This window comes from Leptolyngbya sp. 'hensonii', from assembly GCF_001939115.1.
Lineage (GTDB): Bacteria > Cyanobacteriota > Cyanobacteriia.
Genome location: NZ_MQTZ01000012.1, coordinates 108574 through 127250, shown reverse-complemented (window position 1 = coordinate 127250; position 18677 = coordinate 108574). Strand labels below are relative to the sequence as shown.

13 protein-coding genes are annotated in these 18677 nt (G+C 54.3%); 10 read left to right on the top strand and 3 right to left on the bottom strand.

Translation table 11 applies throughout. The features are described from left to right. The first annotated feature begins 111 nt into the window (after window positions 1–111). From BST81_RS04990 to BST81_RS04980, 3 genes are read left to right on the top strand one after another with little or no spacing between them, the layout of a single operon-like run. Window positions 112–2076 carry an AMP-binding protein gene (locus BST81_RS04990; protein ID WP_075597437.1) on the top strand — a complete coding sequence of 655 codons (1965 nt, stop codon included), beginning with the start codon at window positions 112–114 and terminating at the stop codon, window positions 2074–2076. Window positions 2077–2126: 50 nt separating this feature from the next. After that, entirely contained in the window at window positions 2127–2576 is a 450-nt protein-coding gene (locus tag BST81_RS04985; RefSeq protein ID WP_075597436.1) for a YlqD family protein, read from the top strand. A 5-nt stretch (window positions 2577–2581) separates the two neighbouring features. Then, window positions 2582–3868: a dihydrolipoamide acetyltransferase family protein gene (locus tag BST81_RS04980; RefSeq protein ID WP_075597435.1), complete on the top strand. Its 1287-nt coding sequence runs from the start codon at window positions 2582–2584 to the stop codon at window positions 3866–3868. A 50-nt stretch (window positions 3869–3918) separates the two neighbouring features. On the opposite strand, the gene BST81_RS04975 is transcribed toward BST81_RS04980, so the two are convergent. Both BST81_RS04975 and BST81_RS04970 read right to left on the bottom strand, forming a co-directional pair. Continuing rightward, on the bottom strand, window positions 3919–4521 hold the full coding sequence (locus tag BST81_RS04975; RefSeq protein WP_075597434.1) for a pentapeptide repeat-containing protein: 603 nt from the start codon (window positions 4519–4521) through the stop codon (window positions 3919–3921). A gap of 170 nt (window positions 4522–4691) precedes the next feature. Next, window positions 4692–5906 (bottom strand): AI-2E family transporter, encoded by a 1215-nt coding sequence (locus BST81_RS04970; RefSeq protein ID WP_075597433.1) that lies wholly within the window; start codon window positions 5904–5906, stop codon window positions 4692–4694. 533 nt (window positions 5907–6439) lie between these two features. On the opposite strand from BST81_RS04970, the gene BST81_RS04965 reads away from it, so the two are divergent. The 7 genes from BST81_RS04965 (at window position 6440) to hpsP (ending at window position 17062) form a co-directional block, all read left to right on the top strand. Beyond that, window positions 6440–7978 (top strand): DUF3747 domain-containing protein, encoded by a 1539-nt coding sequence (locus BST81_RS04965; RefSeq protein WP_171974671.1) that lies wholly within the window; start codon window positions 6440–6442, stop codon window positions 7976–7978. 91 nt (window positions 7979–8069) lie between these two features. Beyond that, the gene (gene sat, locus BST81_RS04960) at window positions 8070–9275 is read left to right on the top strand and encodes a sulfate adenylyltransferase (RefSeq protein ID WP_075597431.1); all 1206 of its coding nucleotides are present in this window, start codon (window positions 8070–8072) and stop codon (window positions 9273–9275) included. Between the two features lie 61 nt (window positions 9276–9336). Continuing rightward, window positions 9337–11718 carry a caspase family protein gene (locus BST81_RS04955; protein WP_216351217.1) on the top strand — a complete coding sequence of 794 codons (2382 nt, stop codon included), beginning with the start codon at window positions 9337–9339 and terminating at the stop codon, window positions 11716–11718. Between the two features lie 91 nt (window positions 11719–11809). After that, the gene (gene hpsL / locus BST81_RS28395; RefSeq protein WP_216351216.1) at window positions 11810–13621 is read left to right on the top strand and encodes a hormogonium polysaccharide biosynthesis protein HpsL; all 1812 of its coding nucleotides are present in this window, start codon (window positions 11810–11812) and stop codon (window positions 13619–13621) included. A gap of 67 nt (window positions 13622–13688) precedes the next feature. Next, window positions 13689–14690: a hormogonium polysaccharide biosynthesis glycosyltransferase HpsN gene (gene hpsN / locus BST81_RS04945; protein WP_075597430.1), complete on the top strand. Its 1002-nt coding sequence runs from the start codon at window positions 13689–13691 to the stop codon at window positions 14688–14690. After that, a complete protein-coding gene (hpsO, locus tag BST81_RS04940; protein ID WP_075597429.1) occupies window positions 14687–15856 on the top strand; it encodes a hormogonium polysaccharide biosynthesis glycosyltransferase HpsO in 1170 nt (389 codons plus the stop codon). Before hpsN ends, hpsO begins: the two co-directional genes overlap by 4 nt. Before the next feature lie 18 nt (window positions 15857–15874). After that, window positions 15875–17062 carry a hormogonium polysaccharide biosynthesis glycosyltransferase HpsP gene (hpsP, locus tag BST81_RS04935; RefSeq protein WP_075597428.1) on the top strand — a complete coding sequence of 396 codons (1188 nt, stop codon included), beginning with the start codon at window positions 15875–15877 and terminating at the stop codon, window positions 17060–17062. A gap of 235 nt (window positions 17063–17297) precedes the next feature. On the opposite strand, the gene BST81_RS04930 is transcribed toward hpsP, so the two are convergent. Next, window positions 17298–18566 carry a bifunctional oligoribonuclease/PAP phosphatase NrnA gene (locus BST81_RS04930; protein ID WP_075597427.1) on the bottom strand — a complete coding sequence of 423 codons (1269 nt, stop codon included), beginning with the start codon at window positions 18564–18566 and terminating at the stop codon, window positions 17298–17300. Window positions 18567–18677 lie beyond the last annotated feature (111 nt).

Sequence of the window (18677 nt, the reverse complement as noted above, 5' to 3'; positions counted from 1 at the left end):
ACCATATTTTTTTAAGAGGCACAAGCTACGGTTGGATTAACCCAACCAACCTTATTCAGTGACAAATACCTGGTTGCAGGTTTTTCCCGACCACTCTCATCGAAGCAAACTATGAATCGCCCTGTTACCTACACCTACACCGATATTGAACGGACCAACCTAACTCGGCTGGTCGATTACAGCAGTATTCAGGCCATTCCTGAGATCTGGCCCCTAGCAGCACAACGCTTTGGGACGGTCCTAGCCCTGAAGGACAGCCACAGCAAGCCGGAAGTCTCCCTGACTTACACCGAGCTGAATCAACAGATCCAGCAGTTTGCGGCAGGGCTACAGACATTGGGGGTAGGCGCGGGCGATCGGGTAGCTCTGTTCGCTGACAACAGCCCCCGCTGGTTTATTGCCGATCAGGGGACCATGACGGCTGGGGCGATCGATGCTGTTCGCAGTTCCCAGGCGGAGCGGGAGGAACTGGCCTTCATCCTGGCCGACAGTGGCAGCACCACCCTGATTGCAGAAGACCTGGCGACTCTGGAGAAACTGCGACCCCGATTGGTCGATCTCCCGATCGGGCAGGTGGTCCTCCTATCCGATGAGATCTCCCCCACGGAAGATGCCTTCAAGGTCGTGAATTTCACCCAACTGCTGGATCTGGGAGCTGGTCATACTCCCAAGGGCGTGAACCAAACGCGGGAGATGCTGGCCACTCTGATCTATACCTCTGGGACCACAGGTAAACCCAAGGGGGTGATGCTGAGCCATGGTAACCTGATCTCCCAGATTTTGACTTTGGGCACGATCGTGCAGCCTCAGGCAGGGGCTCATGTCCTCAGTATTCTCCCCACCTGGCACAGCTATGAGCGGACCTGTGAGTACTTCTTGCTCTCTCAGGGTTGCACCCAGTACTACACCAATATTCGCTATGTGAAGCGGGATCTGAGGGAGGTGCGGCCCAACTTTATGGTTGCTGTGCCCCGGCTGTGGGAGTCCATTTACGAGGGAATTCAAAAGCAATTTCGGGAGCAACCCGAAGGGAAACAAAAACTGGTCAATTTCTTTCTGGAAATCAGTCAGAAATATATTATTGCCCGACGCACAGCCCGCAATCTGAATCTGTTGAAACAGCATCCATCCTGGCTCGATCGCCTTCTAGCGGGGGTCCAGATGGTTGTTCTGGCTCCGGTACATGCCCTGGCCGATCGTATGGTCTATCACAAGGTGCGGGAGGCTACAGGCAGCCAGATCCGGCAGGTGATCAGTGGCGGTGGAGCCCTGGCCCCCCACCTGGACCTGTTCTTTGAGATTGTGGGTGTGGAAATTCTGGTGGGTTATGGTCTGACGGAAACCTCCCCCGTCACCAATGCCCGTCGCCCCTGGCGCAACCTGCGAGGTTCTGCGGGTCAGCCCCTACCCGGCACGGAAATCAAAATTGTGGATCTGGAAACTCGCCAGCCCCTGCCCCAGGGACAGCGGGGCCTGGTGCTGATTCGGGGGCCTCAGATTATGCAAGGCTACTATCAAAATCCGGAGGCTACGGCCAAGGCAATCGATCCAGAGGGTTGGTTTGATAGTGGGGATCTGGGTTGGGTGACCCCGGAGAATGACCTAGTCTTGACGGGGCGGGCCAAGGACACGATCGTCCTGACCAATGGGGAGAACATCGAACCCCAGCCGATTGAAGATGCCTGCTTGCGCAGCGTTTATGTCGATCAGATTATGCTGGTGGGTCAGGATCAAAAATCCCTCGGAGCCCTGATTGTGCCCAATCTGGAAACCCTGAAGCAGTGGGCAGAAAAGCAGCCCGGTTTCACAGAGTTGGTGGCTGCCATTGAGGCTCAAAGTTCGGATTTGGAAGAAAAATTGAATGCTGGGGCTGTGCAGACTCTGTACCGACAGGAGTTGAATCGGGAAGTGCAGAATCGACCGGGATATCGGGTGGACGATCGGATCGGTCCTTTCCGCTTGCTGGCTATTCCTTTTTCCATGGAAAATGGCATGCTAACCCAAACCCTAAAAATTCGCAGACCTGTCGTGATGGAACGCTATCGCGGTATGATTGACGGGATGTTCGCTGATTAGCTGATTTCGGGTTCTACCAAGCCCACCACCTATCTAGAAGTGAAATTTGTATGGATGCCTCCAATTCGCAACTCCTTTTGAAGCGAGCCGTTACTGTTAAAGCGATCGTGACTCCCCGCTGGAAGGAAGAAGCCCAGCAGCAGCTCCAGGCTCAAATTAACCAGCTTGACAGCCAGCTCCAGCAACTTGAAATGCAAGGACAGCGGATGATTGCCGAAATTCAGAGACAATCGCTTCAACCCCCTGGTCCCCAGGTGATGCAGCAGATCGAGAATGTTCAGATGCAGGTTAACGAGAAGAAGAGTGAGCTGCTAGAGCAGAAAAATCAGATCCTGCAGCAACTCTCCCAGGTCCAGGTGCTGGAACTGGATCAGGAAGTGAATCAGGGTCAGATTGAGAGCTTCTTCCGAGTCGCAACTGGAGATAATCTGATTCAGAAAATGCAGGTAGAAGTTCTCCTGCGAGATGGCGTTGTTGAAGAAATTCGGGGAGACGTTTAAGCGGGATGATCAACGAAGTTTTTATGCCTGCCCTCAGCTCCACCATGACGGAGGGGAAAATTGTTTCCTGGGCGAAAGCAGCAGGAGACAAAGTTGAGCGGGGAGAGACGATCGTCGTTGTCGAGTCTGATAAGGCCGACATGGACGTAGAGTCTTTTTACGAGGGTTACCTGGCTGTCATTACGGTTCCAGCCGGGGAGAGCGCACCTGTCGGGGCAGCGATCGCCCTGATTGCTGAAACAGAAGCTGAGATTGAAGCAGCTAAACAGCAGGCCGCCAGCCTCTCTACCGGATCGTCCAGTAGTCAACCAACTGTGGCTGCGGTTGGCCCGACTCCGGCAGCAGAGGCTGTCGCGGTTGCGGCCACCGCTCCCAGCGGGGGATCTCAGGCTGGGAATGGTCGGGTTGTGGTATCTCCTCGGGCCCGTAAACTGGCCAAGGAACTGAAAGTTGATCTGGACTCCCTAAAAGGAAGCGGTCCCCATGGGCGGATTGTGGCGGAAGACGTAGAAGCAGCAGTTGGCAGGGCAAAGCCACCGGCCATTGCTACTCCGGCTGTGGTGGCTACCCCAGTGGTCAAACCAGCCCCCGCCCCAGCAGCTATTCCTGCTGCTGTTCCTGGTCAAATCGTTCCCATGACTACCCTGCAGAATGCAGTTGTCCGTAACATGGTCGCCAGTTTGACTGTGCCCACGTATCATGTGGGCTACACCATTACCACTGATGGCCTGGATAAACTGTACAAGCAGATTAAGGCCAAGGGGGTGACCATGACAGCTCTCCTGGCCAAGGCAGTTGCGGTAACGCTGCAAAAGCATCCCCTGCTCTATGCCAGTTACACCGACCAGGGGATTAAATACAGTGGGGCCATCAATATTGCGGTTGCGGTCGCGATGGATGATGGTGGCTTAATTACCCCAGTGTTGCAAAATGCGGACCAGGCAGATCTCTACTCCCTCTCCCGTGCCTGGAAGGGATTAGTAGAGCGGGCCAGAGCCAAGCAGTTGCAGCCAGAAGAGTATAATTCTGGAACCTTTACCCTGTCCAACCTGGGGATGTTTGGGGTCGATCGTTTTGATGCCATTCTGCCACCCGGTCAGGGAGCCATCCTGGCGATCGGGGCTGCCCGGCCTCAGGTTGTGGCCACTGCAGACGGTCTGTTAGGAGTTCGGCAGCAGATGCAGGTTAACCTCACCTGCGACCATCGGATTATCTATGGTGCCCATGCCGCTGCTTTCCTGCAAGATCTGGCCCAATTGATCGAAACCAATGCCCCATCCCTGACGATGTAACATCAACCCGTCTGTAGAGATGTTGCATGCAACGTCTCTACAGACGAGGGTTACAAATTATTACATCCGACCCGCACCAGAAATCCTTCACCAGCTAGCCCACCCCCGGTATCTACCCGATTGCATTGGGCTGTAGCTGGCGGGGCAGGGTTAATACTCCCATCGGGCATTTTAGTATTGCTCAGGTTGATCTGACTCAGGTCAACCCCAGTTAGATTCGCTTCCTGTAAGTCAGCACCCGTCAAATTGGCATTGGCTAGCAGGGTGGTGCGCAGATCCACACCCTTAAGGTTAGCTCCTTTTAAGTCAGCCCAGGTCAAGTTAGTCCCATTCAGATTGGCTCCCCTTAAATCAGAACTGACTAGGCTGGCATTGTTGAGATTGGCCCCTTTAAGGTCACTTTTCCCAAGATTTGCCCTGCGTAAGTTAGCCCCAAACAGGTTTGCATTCCTGAGATTTGCCCCCTCAAGATTGGCTTTAGCAAGTTGGGCCAGTCTCAAATCAGCATTTTCTAGATCAGCATTACTCAAGTCGCATTCCGTTGGGCAGCGATAGGTTTCCAGCAATTGCCGCACATGCTCTGGATTGGCAGCCCTGGAGGGTAAGGCCGTGACCGCAATGGAGATCAGGGCAGCAACAAGCAAATATTTCATGGCAGTGTCCTCGTGAATCTCTCCCTTTCCCAACTGTTTCCATTCTGCCTAACTTCTATCCGGCTCGCTCTTAAATCTATCGAAAAATCCAGTCGGTATGGAGGAGTGCCCCCAGATCTGGTGTCTGGCTCCAGAAATGAGAGATGGAATCACCAAATCCCCTATCCCTCTTAGAGCAGTGGAACATCTTGGGGCGAATTGATGGCTGGAGCCGATCGGGATTTGAGATTATCTTTGGGTTCGGCACTGTCTGAAGTCAGACTGGCAGCCAGTTCGGCCCCGGAAACAGAGTCTACCCCCTCCTCTGGGAGATCTCCCCGAAAGGAACGGGTGGCCCGAACTGCAATCAGGGCTGTCTTGATTACCACTGCGATCGGCACCGAGACGACCACCCCCAGTAACCCGCCCACTCTGGCTCCCGTCAGGACTGAGATCAGAACCCAGGCTGGATTCAGGCCCGTGATGCTCCCCAATACCCGAGGCGCAATCAGATTCTCCAGGATTTGCTGCACGATTACGGCAGCCCCCAGCACCTGGAGCCCAAGCCAGAAATTCTGCAGGGAAACCAGAAGCGTGACCAGGATAATTCCAACCGTACCCCCAAAAGGAACCAGGGCCATCAGGCCGATCGTCAGGCCGAACAGAAGCCCAAAGGGAACTTTCAGCCAGAACAGAAAAATCGGCGTCAGGGTAGAAGCCATGGAAGTGGCCATAATTAGCTGACCGATGAAGAAGTTCTGGAAACTCAACCGCAGGGTTTTTGAGAAGGGCTGACCTATTCTGCTAGGAAGCCACTGGATCAGACTGGACCAGAGATCATCGCCATGCTGCAACAAATAGAAAGTCAGCACCATCGTGAGTAGAAAGTCCAACAGGCTGGTGACGGTAATCACGGCCAGGTTCAGGGCCTGCCCAGCGATCGCTTGCAGTTGGCCTTTCAGTCGATCGTTAATTTGCACCAGCAGGGCATCCAGGTTGATCGGCAACCCGGCAGTATCAGCCTGCTCGTTCAACATCATCAGTTGTCGCCGCCCAGAATCGATCAGCTCTGGCAGTCGAGCGACCAGTTGTTGGGCCTGTGTCAGGGCCAACGGTACCAGGGTTAGCCCCAGGGCCAGCAGAATCGACAACGCCAGTAAAAAGACTAGGATTGCAATTTGTTCCCGCTTAGCGCCCTGTCTTTCAGCCCAGCTCACCGGGTAGTTCAGCAGAAACGCCAGCAGGGAAGCACCGACTAGAATGCCAATCAGGGAGTGAAAATACTCGAAGATCGAAGCGAATGCCCAACCGTTCAGCACAACCAGTGGAGCAGCCAGCCCAATCACAAGTAATTTCGCTGGAAGATTGGATTCCTGCCACCAGTCGAAAATCTTGCGTGTATGCATGAAATGTTATTAAAACTACCCATTTAAAAGTGTAATAGAAGGCTTTGTGGAAAACAGCTTACTCCGGGAGGAAACCTGTTGGACTGTTATAGGGATATTAGGGGGGTATTACCCCACAGTTAAAAAATGACATAATGTGCTATCGCCTGGAGTTCATGGTGACCAGAAGCCCAGGGATCACACCATAACTGGAGATTTGAGAAAAAATTAGTAAAAAGGTCAAAAAATATTTAATGGGGGGTGACACCCCCCACCCCTGATGTGCCATAATCTGTTATGTAGATGCACCCTGATGGCGGGGAGAGTCCCTACAGGCTCTCCCTTTTTCTTTGACATCAGCCAAATTGGGTCTGCCAGTTTTCCGGAATGGAAAGTGGGTTGTGCTCCGCTGCGCTGAGCCCGCTCAACAACCTGCTTGAGTCTCTACACCCAGGATTTTTGCTATTCCTTAGCACTCCCTTGCGATAGCTAAATCTTGGTGTATGGTAGGTAGCAAATTTCGCCAGGGGCTATCTACAATGAGATCTGTTTTTATGGCATGTGCCATGACCACGATCGTGGTTGGGACATGCTCTAATATTGCCCAGGCTAGTCCTTCGATCTTCAGTCAACAGGACGTTAAACAAGATCGCTTTATCATTCTGGCTGTTCCTAGAGGCTCAGACGCGCACAGCCTGCTGATTTTAGAGCAACTCTCGAATCAACGTCCCTGCTGGCGAGTCAACAATGACGCCTATCAGACCGTAGAACCGCTCCTGTTGAAGTTCGATTTCACGGGGATCTGTAGCCGCAGTACGGACAGTAATGGGTACTCCATTCGGACTGCAGGTCAGGATCTGGGTTTGAAGTATACCCTGCGACTGATCTATCGGGAAGGGGTGGCCGTTCTGGTGGGGAGCCCCTCCGATCGGGGACCAGATATCGAGATTGGCCGCACCCGGGGCATCGTGCGAGACTTTATGAAAATTGATCTGAATCCAGATTGGCGCTTGACCCGACGAACGTATAAAGGCAAGCCCGTGGGTCATCTATATCTCACGAATAATCTGGCCCTGAAGGTGATTCTGGCCCGAGCAGCGGCAACCTCAGCACCGGAGCCGATCGCCCCAACCCCGACCCTGCCAAGCGGTCCTCTAGGGACAACCCCTTTACCAAATACCACCCCCCCCGGATTGACCTCTATCCCAGTGACGCCACCACAGACTGCGGTCAGTTCTCCCCCTCCCACCCCCTCCATGACCATTCCAGTCATTCCGCCTCCAGCAACAGCCACCCCAGTTCCAGTTCTCCCCCCGGTTGAAGCAACGCCTCCGGTGGTCACGGTGTCCCCCGTTGCGTCTCCGAGCCCTTTACCAATCCCGGCGGCCCTCCTGCCTGTGGTCAGAGCCGCCACCGAAGTTCAGCCTGCGGATTATGCCCTGGCTTCGATTAACCCTCCCGCTGCAACGCCTGCCTTTCCTCGACCAGACCCCAACACGATCGCCCCCAGGGTGCCAAAGCTCGCCACCAGTTCAGAAATTTATGTGCCGCCCACCCCTGCTTCTACTCAAACGCCCTCATCCCGTCCGCTGGCTGAGGAAATTAATCGCCTCTATCGGGAAGTGCTGGGGCGAGAGGCCGATGCTGCTGGTTTGGCCTACTACATCAAGCAAGTAGAACAGGGCCGTTCTCTGGCTGACATTCGGCGCAACATGGAGATCAGCCCAGAGGCCCAAAAGCTGAGGCAGGCCAGAACCACTCAACCCCCGGAAGCTAAGGTTCCCTCTGTGACGACCAACAACAAAACTCCTGTGACCCCGATCGCGATTAATGTGCCGCCACCAGAGGTAAAAGTGAGCCCGCCCAATCGGGATGGCTATTTTGCCGTGGTGCCGACTAGTCAGGAAAATCTGCCCCGCTTGGCCCAGAAAATCCAACAGTTGGGTGCAACTCCCGCTCGAGTCCTGCAACGGGGAGTGCCCCGAGGGCCTCATGTTGCGGTAGGACCATTCACCGATCGGGCCACGGCAGAACGCTGGAGTCGCTATCTGCGCAGCAACGGCCTGGATGCCAGGGTTTACTTTGGCCCATAGGGGTTCTGGTCATACACTGTTAAGTTTGGTGATGAAATGGGGACCACAGCCTGATAGGATAACGATGCAGGCTTGATTTCACAAAACACCCATGAGCCATCCTGATGGAATTGCTCCCCATGGGGGGCGTTTGATTAACCGCATTACGACCTCGGAACAGCGCCAGGAATTTCTCAGCAAGGCCGACTTTCTCCCTCGCATTCAATTGAGTGAGCGGTCCGTCTCTGACCTGGAAATGATTGCGATCGGTGGCTTCAGTCCTCTAACGGGTTTTATGGAAGAGGCTGACTACAGCCGGGTTGTTTTGGAAATGCACCTGCAGAATGACCTTCCCTGGTCCATCCCGATCACCCTACCGGTGAGCCAGGAAGAAGCAGATACCTTGAAAGAGGGGAGTCTGGTGCGCTTGGACAATCCCCAGGGACGCTTCATCGGTGTGCTGGAATTGACCCAGAAATACCATTACGACAAGCTGCGGGAAGCGGTTAATGTTTACCGCACCAATGATGAAAAACATCCCGGTGTCGCAGTGGTTTACAAGCAGGGGCCAGTCTATCTGGCGGGTCCAGTTTGGCTATTAGAGCGAGATCCCCATGCCCTATTCCCCCTGTATCAGATTGATCCGATCGATTCGCGGATCCTGTTTAAGCAGAAGGAATGGAAAACGATCGTGGGCTTCCAGACTCGTAATCCCATCCATCGGGCCCATGAATATATTCAGAAATGTGCCCTGGAAACTGTGGATGGGCTGTTTTTGCATCCTCTGGTCGGGGTAACAAAAGGGGATGACATTCCGGCAGATGTGCGGATGCGCTGCTATGAAATTATGCTGGAGCATTACTTCCCGAAAGATCGGGTAATTCTGGCGATTAACCCCGCCGCCATGCGATATGCCGGTCCCCGGGAGGCAATTTTCCATGCCCTGGTCCGCAAGAATTATGGCTGTACTCACTTCATTGTCGGTCGCGATCATGCTGGTGTTGGGGATTACTACGGCACCTATGATGCGCAACACATTTTTGATGAGTTTGCAGCAGATGAACTGGGAATTGTCCCCATGAAGTTTGAGCATGCTTTCTACTGCAAGCGAACTCAGTCCATGGCAACGGTCAAAACCAGTCCCAGTAGTAGGGAAGAGCGGGTGCATCTGTCTGGAACCAAAGTGCGGGAGATGCTGCGCAATGGGGAATTACCCCCACCTGAGTTCTCCCGTCCAGAAGTGGCCAGGGAACTTATTCGGGCCATGCAGGTCAGTTGTACACTGGGACCAGATGGCCGTAATGGAGATGGGATTTAACCCTTGCAGTTAATCCTTCCTTAGCCTGAAACCGCTAGGATGAGACCATTAGGATAGGGGCATGGGATTGAAGCGGCGGGCGTTTTTACAGCAGGTTGGGTTGCTTCTGACAACCCTTGGTATAGGCGAGGTCGGTCTGCGGCGATCGGGCGATCGTTACCGTCATGCTCTGGCCCAATCCGCTCCCAGGAAGCTCGCCCTGCTGATCGGGATCAACCATTATTCCCAGATCCCTACCCTGAGCGGTTGTGTGACGGATGTGGAATTGCAGCGAGAGCTACTCATCCACCGATTTGGGTTTCGCGATCGGGACATTCTGACCCTGACAGACCAGCAGGCCACCCGCCAGAATATTGAATCTGCTTTCATGGGCCATCTGACAGATCAGGTGCAACCCGGTGATGTGGTTGTCTTTCATTTCAGTGGCTATGGCAGCAGAGTTGTCACTCGCGGGGATATGCAGAACAGTCTCGTCCCTGTGGATAGCGAAATCAGGCCAGATGCTCCCCAGGTCAACGACCTGCCGGAGGAGACCCTGTGGTTGTTGCTGCGATCGCTGCGGAGCGATCGGGTGACGACAGTACTCGATACCAGCTATATCAGTCCAGAGAATGGGGACACCCTGTTGCGCAGTAATTTACGCCTGCGAGCCCGACCCACCTCAGGGCTGGCTGAATCTAATCCAGCAGTTCTGATGTTTCAGGAGCAACTTCTGAGTCAACTGAACATCTCCAAGAGTCAGACTCGGATAGAACGGCAGTCGGGACAGATCCCCGGTGTGGTCCTAGCGGCGGCTGGAGAGGCTCATGGGACGCCCCCTGGCAAAGCCTTTGAAGCTCGTTGGAGTGGCTTCAGCTCAGGTCTATTAACCTATGCCCTGACCCAATATCTCTGGGAAGCTACGCCAGCCAATACCCTGCAGATGAGTTTTAGGGGTGTCTCCAGCCTGGTGGAACAGCTTGCGGGTCAGGAGGAGCAACCCGGCCTGAGCGGGCAGAAAAGCCAGGAGCGATCGCTGCTGACCTATTATCTGCCTCCCGAGCCCTTACTGGGAGCAGATGGGGTGGTCACTGCTGTGGAAGAGGGGGGCAAGGTAGGTCGTCTCTGGTTGGCTGGCTTACCTGCGATCGTGCTGGAATCCTACAGCCCCAATTCGTTGCTGACCCTGCTGCCGGGTGACCAGGTTGATAGCAAAGACACCGCTTCCACCCGGCTACAAATTTCTGCTCGCAATGGATTGATTGCCAAAGTCCGAATTTGTTGTGGACAGGAAAGCCAACTGGAGGTAGGCCAGTACGTGCGCGAAGCCGTGCGGGTTCTGCCGCGACAGATCAACTTAATGGTTGCTCTGGACCCGACCATGGAGCGGATTGAACGGGTTGATGCCACCAGTGCCTTCTCCGGGATTGCCCAGATCAAAGCAGTAACGGCTGCTGACCAGCCTACGGATTGTCTGTTTGGTAAGGTCAAGCCGATCATCCCTTCTCCCTTACCTGCGGAAAGCCCACCAGCCTCGGCGATCGCACCCCCTCCAGGCACCGTCTCTGTTGAAGGGACTGCAACACCCCCTCCCCTCGGCACAGAGGTCGGCAAACCCCTGTTGCCCCAAAATCACTATGGGCTTTTTTCTCCGGGGTACAGTCTGATTCCCAACACAGTCAGTGCCCGGGGAGAAGTGGTTAAGGTCGCGGTGCAGCGGGTTTTGCCCCAACTGCACACCCTCCTGGCGGCTAAGTTGCTGCGGTTGACCGCCAATAGCGGTTCCTCTTATTTGGGAGTCAGGGCTACCCTGGAAATGGTTGTGCCTGAGGAGCAGATGCTAATACAGCAGGAAACAGTGCGAGGGGTTCGATCGCCTTCGCCAGAACCCGCTGCCCAGGCCCAATCAGTGAAGCCAGAGCCGAACAAGACAGAACCAGCCAAGATGCTGGGGACGGGGCTCCCCAGGCTTTCTATCGGCAACCGGATTCGTTATCGGTTGTACAATGACAGCGATCGCCCAGTCTATTTCATGGTCCTGGGGTTAGATAGCAGCGGAACGGCGATCGCCCTGTATCCCGGGCAATCCCAAGAAACACCTGAAGCCAAATCGGAACTGCACCAGAATCTGCTAGCCCCAGGCGAGGCTGTTACTGTACCCCAGGTTTCCACTGCTTTTGAATGGGTAATTCGAGAGCCCGTTGGGATCAATGAAACCCAAATTATTTTTAGTACCGCACCATTTACCCAAACACTGATGGCCCTGAAAGCAGGGGGCCGCTCTATGGGAAATATCCCGCGAATCAGCGTTCCCACGAATCCTTTGGAAGTTGCTCAGGCCGTCCTACAGGATCTGCATCAGGCCAGTCTGGGGTTCTCGACTCTCTCTGCGCCGCCAGCGGATGTTTTTGCGCTGGATATGAGAGCCTGGGCTACCTTGAGCTTTATTTACCAGGTGGTGTAGGGAAATTGACTGTACCCCCAAGGAGTTGCCGTTTTCCGGAGAGTGGCATGAAGCCCTGGATCAGGTATTCTGAGACATACTCTGCAAGCTTATGAAGTCAAAGCGTCAGTCTAAAAAGCAGGTAAAGGCTCAATCCACAACTCCCGCCCTCAGCTTGCAAGACCAACTGGCTGAGAAACGTCGGATAGCGAAGGAGCGATCGGAATTTGTCCAGTACGCGATCGTGGCAACCCTGGTGTCCTGCCTGATTGGAGCGGCCCTGTTTCTGGTGGGTGGGCTTAAGGCGGCTATCGGTGGGGCAACAACTGTACTATGTACAGCCCTTGCCTGGAAGTATCCCCACAAAGCCCTCTGGGCCTTCATGATCTATATGCCCTTTTCAGGCACGGTTACCTATGGCATCGGAGGGGGCAATACCCTATTTCAGCTCGCTAAAGATGGATTTTACATTCCAGCTCTCTTTAGTCTGTTGCAGCAACAGGGGAAAAAAGGGCGACAGCCTTTTTGGGTTCCAAAAGAACTTCAGACCCCAATCTTTCTCTTGTTAGCCGTTTGCCTGCTGACCCTGGTGTTCGTGAATCTACCCCAGCAGTTTAATCCTAAACCCATTGCCCAATTGGCTCAGACCTGGCTGATTCAACAGCCTCTCGCCTTCATCTCCCAATTCAATCTTTCGGCTGTTGTAGACCGGTTATCCTTCCCCGACTCATTTCCATCTTTTCATTGGGGAACAGTCATAGGCCAATTAGCGCAGAAAGAAGAGGCAGGCAAAGAACAACCCCTGGCTATGGGCCTGTTGGGGTTGAAGGTTCTGATGGGATATATTCCCCTGATTAGTTGTACTTATAATCTGCTCCGGAGCAAGAAGGAATTATTATTTCTGACCCGGATGCAGGTAGTACTGGCGATCGTTTGCTGTGCGCTTGCCTTTGTCCAGTACCTGATGCTGGAAACAGGCAGATGTGAGGGGACAAGAAACTTTTCGGGAGCAGACCTGTTTAAGGCTTCTCTCCAGGCTCGCTGCTTTGTCGGTGGCTCCTTGCTTTACAGCCCCGATCAGGGGGTGATTCGTCTGCCAGGAACCTTTGTAGCCCCCTGGCAATGGGGCTGGTTCCTAATTGCCAATGCGTATTTTACCTTTGCGACGGCATTCAGTGATCCAACCCTTCGCTGGCGCACCCTTGGGCTGATTGGGATGGCGATCGACTTTGTGCTGGCCGTAGTTTCAGGTCAGAGAATTGCCCTGGCCTTGGTGCCAATTTCATTCCTGGTCCTGGCCATTTTGACCGGGCAAATTGCTAACCTGAAGCGATTTATTCCAATCGGGGTAGGATTAGCCTTGATCTTGGGCATTGCGGCCCAGATGTATCCTGAAGTTGTACAGTCCCGCATTGACAGCCTGATTGGGCGCTGGGAAGCCTCACCAGCAGATACGTTTATTACGGGGCAGTTTATGACGACCTGGCAAGGGTTGAAGGGCTCTATGATTGGTCTGGGTTTGGGACGGGCAACCAATTCGGCCCGCACCTTTGGTGAAACGGCCCTGATTGAAACCTGGTTTCCCAAAGTTATGCATGAAATTGGTCCGATCGGTCTACTGGCCTTCATCAGCCTGGTGACTGTTTTAACCGTGGTGACGTTTAAGGCGTATCGATCGGTCAAAGACAAAAACCTGCGGAGCTATGGAGCCTGTTACTGGGTTTTTGTTCTATTCATTAGCTACAACACGTACTACTATCCCCTTGATGTCGATCCAGTAGCTGTCTATTACTGGATCTGCGCCGGAACGCTGCTCAAGCTGCCCGCCCTGGATCGCCAGGAACGGGCAGCAACCGATCCCTCGACTGAGGCTAATCCGATTAAAAAACGCCGATTCAAACAACAGACGGCTCCAGTCTTATAGCCCTCGCGGGCTGGAACCGTCAGGATTACATCATTAAACGAGATGGAGTCAGAGTTCAAGAGGAATTATGAATGCTCTCCCCTGGCCTGCAATTTCGGTTATCATTCCCACCTATGGTCGGGAAGAAGCGCTCTGCAATACGATCGCGGATGCTTTGAAGCAGACATATGCCAACTTTGAAGTCATCGTGGTAGACCAGACCGCTACCCATCAACCTGAGACTCAGGCTTACCTGGATCAGGTCGCTACCGCAGGCAAAATTCGTCTCTTTCGGGTGGATTGGGCCAGCTTACCTGGAGCCCGTAATTATGCGATTCGGCGGGCGCAAGGGGATGTGATCCTGTTTATTGATGATGATGTAGAACTTCCCGATGGGTTTCTGGAAGCCCACGCCCGGAATTTCAGGGAATATCCAGACGTTGGAGCAGTGGCCGGAAGAGTGTTCGATCGCATGAAGTTGGCCGATGCCAAGTTCATCAGTGGTTCGGAGGAAGGGCTGACTGTGGACTACCTCCCTCCCGAAGCGATGGACCCCGCGATCGCCTGGTATCACATCGATCTGGTTAATACCGTTAAACCACAACAGGTCATTTCGGCCCGGGGCTGTAACATGGCCTACCGGCGGGAATTGTTTGAAAAACACGGTCTGCACTTCGATGAGCGGTTTCGCGGCAGTGCCGTGCGCGAGGAATCAGATTTTTGTCTGCATATTCGCCAGACGGGCTACAAAATCTGGTACGACCCGGAAGCTTGGCTGGTGCATTTGGGGGAGGAAACGGGGGGGTGCCATGATATCAGTACCCGATCGTTCAAATACCAGATTACCTTCTACCACAATCACTTCTTGATGGCCTTGAAGAACCTCACGCCCACCCAGTGCCTGCGTCTGTCGGCCAGTCTGTTTGACTGTCACGTTCTGGGAAATCCCCCCTGTTACAAGAGCGGTTCACCGCTTAAGGTCCTCAGTCGGGCCGGATTTTATGGGATTGGGCTGATGCGGGCGATCGGAAGCCAGGTTCAGGGGCTTTGGGATGATGGCCAGGTCTACACCCGGAGGGATCAGGAATGAAAATCCTCGTAGCCAGCCATACCTATATCGTGGATCTCAATTGCGAAAAGTTGCGCTGTCTCGCCCAACTGGAGCCTGGTATCGAAGTGATGGTGGTGGTGCCCCGTCGCTGGCGTCCGGGAGGGGTGCAAAATCGGACGATCGAGCCAGTATTGCGCCAGGAAGGTTCTTTTCAGGTGGTCCCCATTTCCAATTTCAGCGAGAACAACCAGGGCCTCCTCTGCTTCGGGGCTGATCTGGTGCCCCTCCTGCAGCGCTTTCGCCCCGATATTATCCAGGTGGAGCAGGGTTCCAAGGCCCTGGCCTATGCTGAGCTGATCACCCTCAACCGACTGCTGGGCCTGAAGGCCAAAAACTGCTTCTTTACCTGGTGGAATTTGCCCTATGACCTGAAGTTTCCCATCTCTCTCCTGGAGGCGTACAACCTCCATCACACGGATGGATTGGTGGTGGGCAATCGGGATGGGGCGGATATTCTGCGGGCGCGAGGCTACCAGGGTCCCTATCAGGTCATGCCCCAACTGGGAGTTGATGAAACCCTGTTCCGTCCCCAACCTCAGCCAGAATTGGCAGCCCAGCTAGGACTCCAGCCGGATGATTTTGTTGTGGGGTTTGTGGGTCGGTTTGTGGAGGAAAAAGGGCTACTGACCCTGAGCCAAGCCCTGGCCGGAATTTCCGATCGTCCCTGGAAATGGCTGCTTCTGGGCCGGGGTCCGCTGCAGCAGACTCTGATGGACAGAGCAGATCAGGCCGGGGTGGCCGATCGCCTGATCTGGGTCGAAAGTGTTCCCCATGAGGATGTTCCCCGGTACATTAACCTGATGGATACCCTGGTGCTGCCCTCCGAAACTACTTACAAGTTCAAAACCCTGACGGCTGCGGGCTGGAAGGAGCAGTTTGGCCATGTGTTGATTGAAGCCATGGCCTGCCAGGTGCCTGTAATTGGCTCTGACTCGGGGGAAATTCCCCATGTGATTGGGGATGCGGGTCTGGTTTTCCCGGAAGGGGATGCGGCGGCGTTACAGGATTGCTTGTTGCAGTTGATGACCCAGCCTGATCGGGCCATCGATCGGGCTAAACAGGGATATGAGCGGGCTATGACTTGCTACACCAATCAGGCCCTGGCCAGACAACTGCTGGACTTTTATCAACAAATTCTGGATTAATTTGGAATTGTGAACCCCATGCGTATTCTGCAAATTGTCCCTTCGATTTCCCTGGTCTATGGGGGTCCCAGCCAGATGATCAGAGGGCTGGCAGCAGCTCTGGCAGCGGCGGGAGCCGAGGTGACGGTGCTGACGACCGACAGCAATGGGGATACGGGTCAGCCCCCTCTAGAGGTTCCCCTCGATCGGCCTGTAGCCCAGGATGGCTATCAGATTCGCTACTTTCGCTGCTCCCCCTTCCGGCGATATAAGTTTTCCCTGGAACTGTTACGCTGGCTGGCTACCCATGCCGCTGAGTTTGACCTGGCCCATATCCATGCCCTGTTCTCCCCAGTGAGCACGATCGCAGCGAGGGTGTGTCGTCACCAGGGATTGCCCTATATCCTCCGGCCCTTGGGCACCCTGGACCCGGCTGATCTACGAAAGAAGCGCAGACTGAAGCAGGTTTATGCAGCCCTATTAGAACGGCCTAATCTGGCTGGGGCAGCAGCAGTTCACTTCACCAGTGCCCAGGAATGCCGAATCTCGGAACGGTTTGGGGTGCAGACCCACGATCGGATCATTCCCCTGGGGGTCAGCCTCCCTCCCACCACCCTGGAGTCGGCAGCGGTGAAAGCAAAACTCGGGATCCCGGAGGGTGTGCCCCTGGTGTTGTTCATGTCCCGGCTTGATCCCAAAAAGGGGTTTGACCTGTTGCAACCGGCGCTGCTCCAGTTGCTGGATCAAGCAGTGCCCTTTCATTTTGTCCTGGCCGGGTCAAATCCTCAGGATCCCACCTATGAAGCTCAGGTAGAAGCGATGTTTACCACCTCTCCCCTGGCTCCCCACACCACGATCGCTGGGTTCGTGTCCGGAGAATTGAAGACGGGACTCCTGCAGGCCGCTGACCTGTTTGTGTTGCCCTCTTACTATGAGAATTTTGGCATTGCCGTTGCAGAAGCGATGGCTGCCGGTGTGCCGGTGGTGATCTCAGACCAGGTCCACATCTGGGAGGAGGTTCAGCAGGCGGAGGCGGGCTGGGTTTGCCCCTGTGCCGTTGATCCCCTGGTGGAACAGCTCCGGGCCGCCCTGCAAGATCTGCCCGAATGCCGACGGCGAGGGCAACAGGCCCGCACCTATGCGCTGGAACACTATAGCTGGCCTGCGATCGCCCGCAAGATGCTCCAGACTTACCAAGAGATTCTGAACCAGCATACTAGTCATTAGCCTAATTTGCTGGGTAAACAATTGCTGGAATGCTCGATACCCGACCCATAAAGCATCAGACTATCCGCGCCGGGTGCGTAGGCACTCCGACGAGCTGTTCAACTTCAGCCTTGTTTGCGGAGGAGGTTTGGAGGACGCGCGGTGTCCTCCAACGGGGGTGCAGGGGGCTGGCCCCCTGCAAAGCGAAACCAATAGTTTAAGCTTATTGCGCTATTAGATTCAGTACAGCGCAGCTTCAGGATGTTCTGATACTATCTGCCGGGTTAACCAGATCCAGAAGTTTCTGCTTCACCTGGGCATCAATCACTTCCCACTTCATTTTGGCGTAGTCGGCATTGTCGTTGAAGCCAGACAGGAACCCCATCGGGATCTCAAAACCACCGGCCATCGATCGACCGCCACCGAAAAAGTGCCCATCCGCATCCTGGCCAAAGGCTTCCTTGATGAACTCATCCGGGTCTAGGGTAATCTTGGTGGTACGGAGGGAACCAACCACCACCTCTAGTTCCTTGTCTTCGTCATGGACAATGCCATAGACCACGGCAGTATGAACGTTTTCCTCCGTCACCAGGAAGTCTGCCGCCTGGGGAATGGCATCCCGATCGTCGTAGCGCAGATACCCCACCCCTGCGATGGAAAAGTTGTTCTGCAGCAGTCGGTTGCGCAGCGATCGCTCAATCACGTCCATCACCCGCTTGGAACGAGCCGACTGCAACACAGCATTCAATAACTGGGCATCATAAAACCGACTCAGGTAAGCAGCTGCCTGAAAATCGTCCTCCTTGGCCTGCATCAGATTGTTGGTGTCCGCCCGAATCCCATGCATCAAAGCTGTTGCACATTTCACATGCTGACTGACCGTGCTATCCAGCGTCAGAAGACCCAACTGGAGGTACTGGGTAAAAATCGTGGCTGTCGCCCGAACTTCCGGGCGAATGTCGGTGAACTCCGCTTTCAGATTCCCCTGGGGACTGTGGTGGTCCACCACGATCACCGTCGGTAACCCGGCCTGTTGGAGCAGAGGCAGTAGCTGGCTGGTTGTTCCCTGACCATCGACAAACACACAGCCCTGATAATCTGACAGGTCTTTACTCTTCAGGGTTTGAGCCGTGCAGCGTTGAGCGGGTAACCCCGTCAACCGTACCAGGGCAATATTCTCTTGATGGCTCAAAACCCCGGCATGAATAATGTCGCATTGAATGCCAAACTGTTGTGCAATCAACTTGTAGGCCCAAGCCGAAGAAAGGGCATCTGGATCGGGAAAATCCTGCAGGATCACAAGTTGACGATCGCCCCGGTGTTGTTCCAGTACCTGATGAAGCCCTTCCACTTTCTGTTCAGGTCCCCGTTGTAATGGGTGGTTGATAGCTCCATTGACGGCTTTAGTTGCCGGAAAGTCAATGAGCTGATTCTCAAGGTTAGACTGATTGGAAGGGTGCTCTTTCGAATTTACGTCAAAGGGAACCAACAAATTCGGACTGGACTGAGGCGAATTAGATTGCATACTAAAAGGCAAAAGACTTCGTTATACCCTGATCATCGCAAAAATCTATGAGAAGCGCATGTAATCGGCAGGGGTATCTCTTGAAAATCTTGAGAAGCAACCTATCTCCTC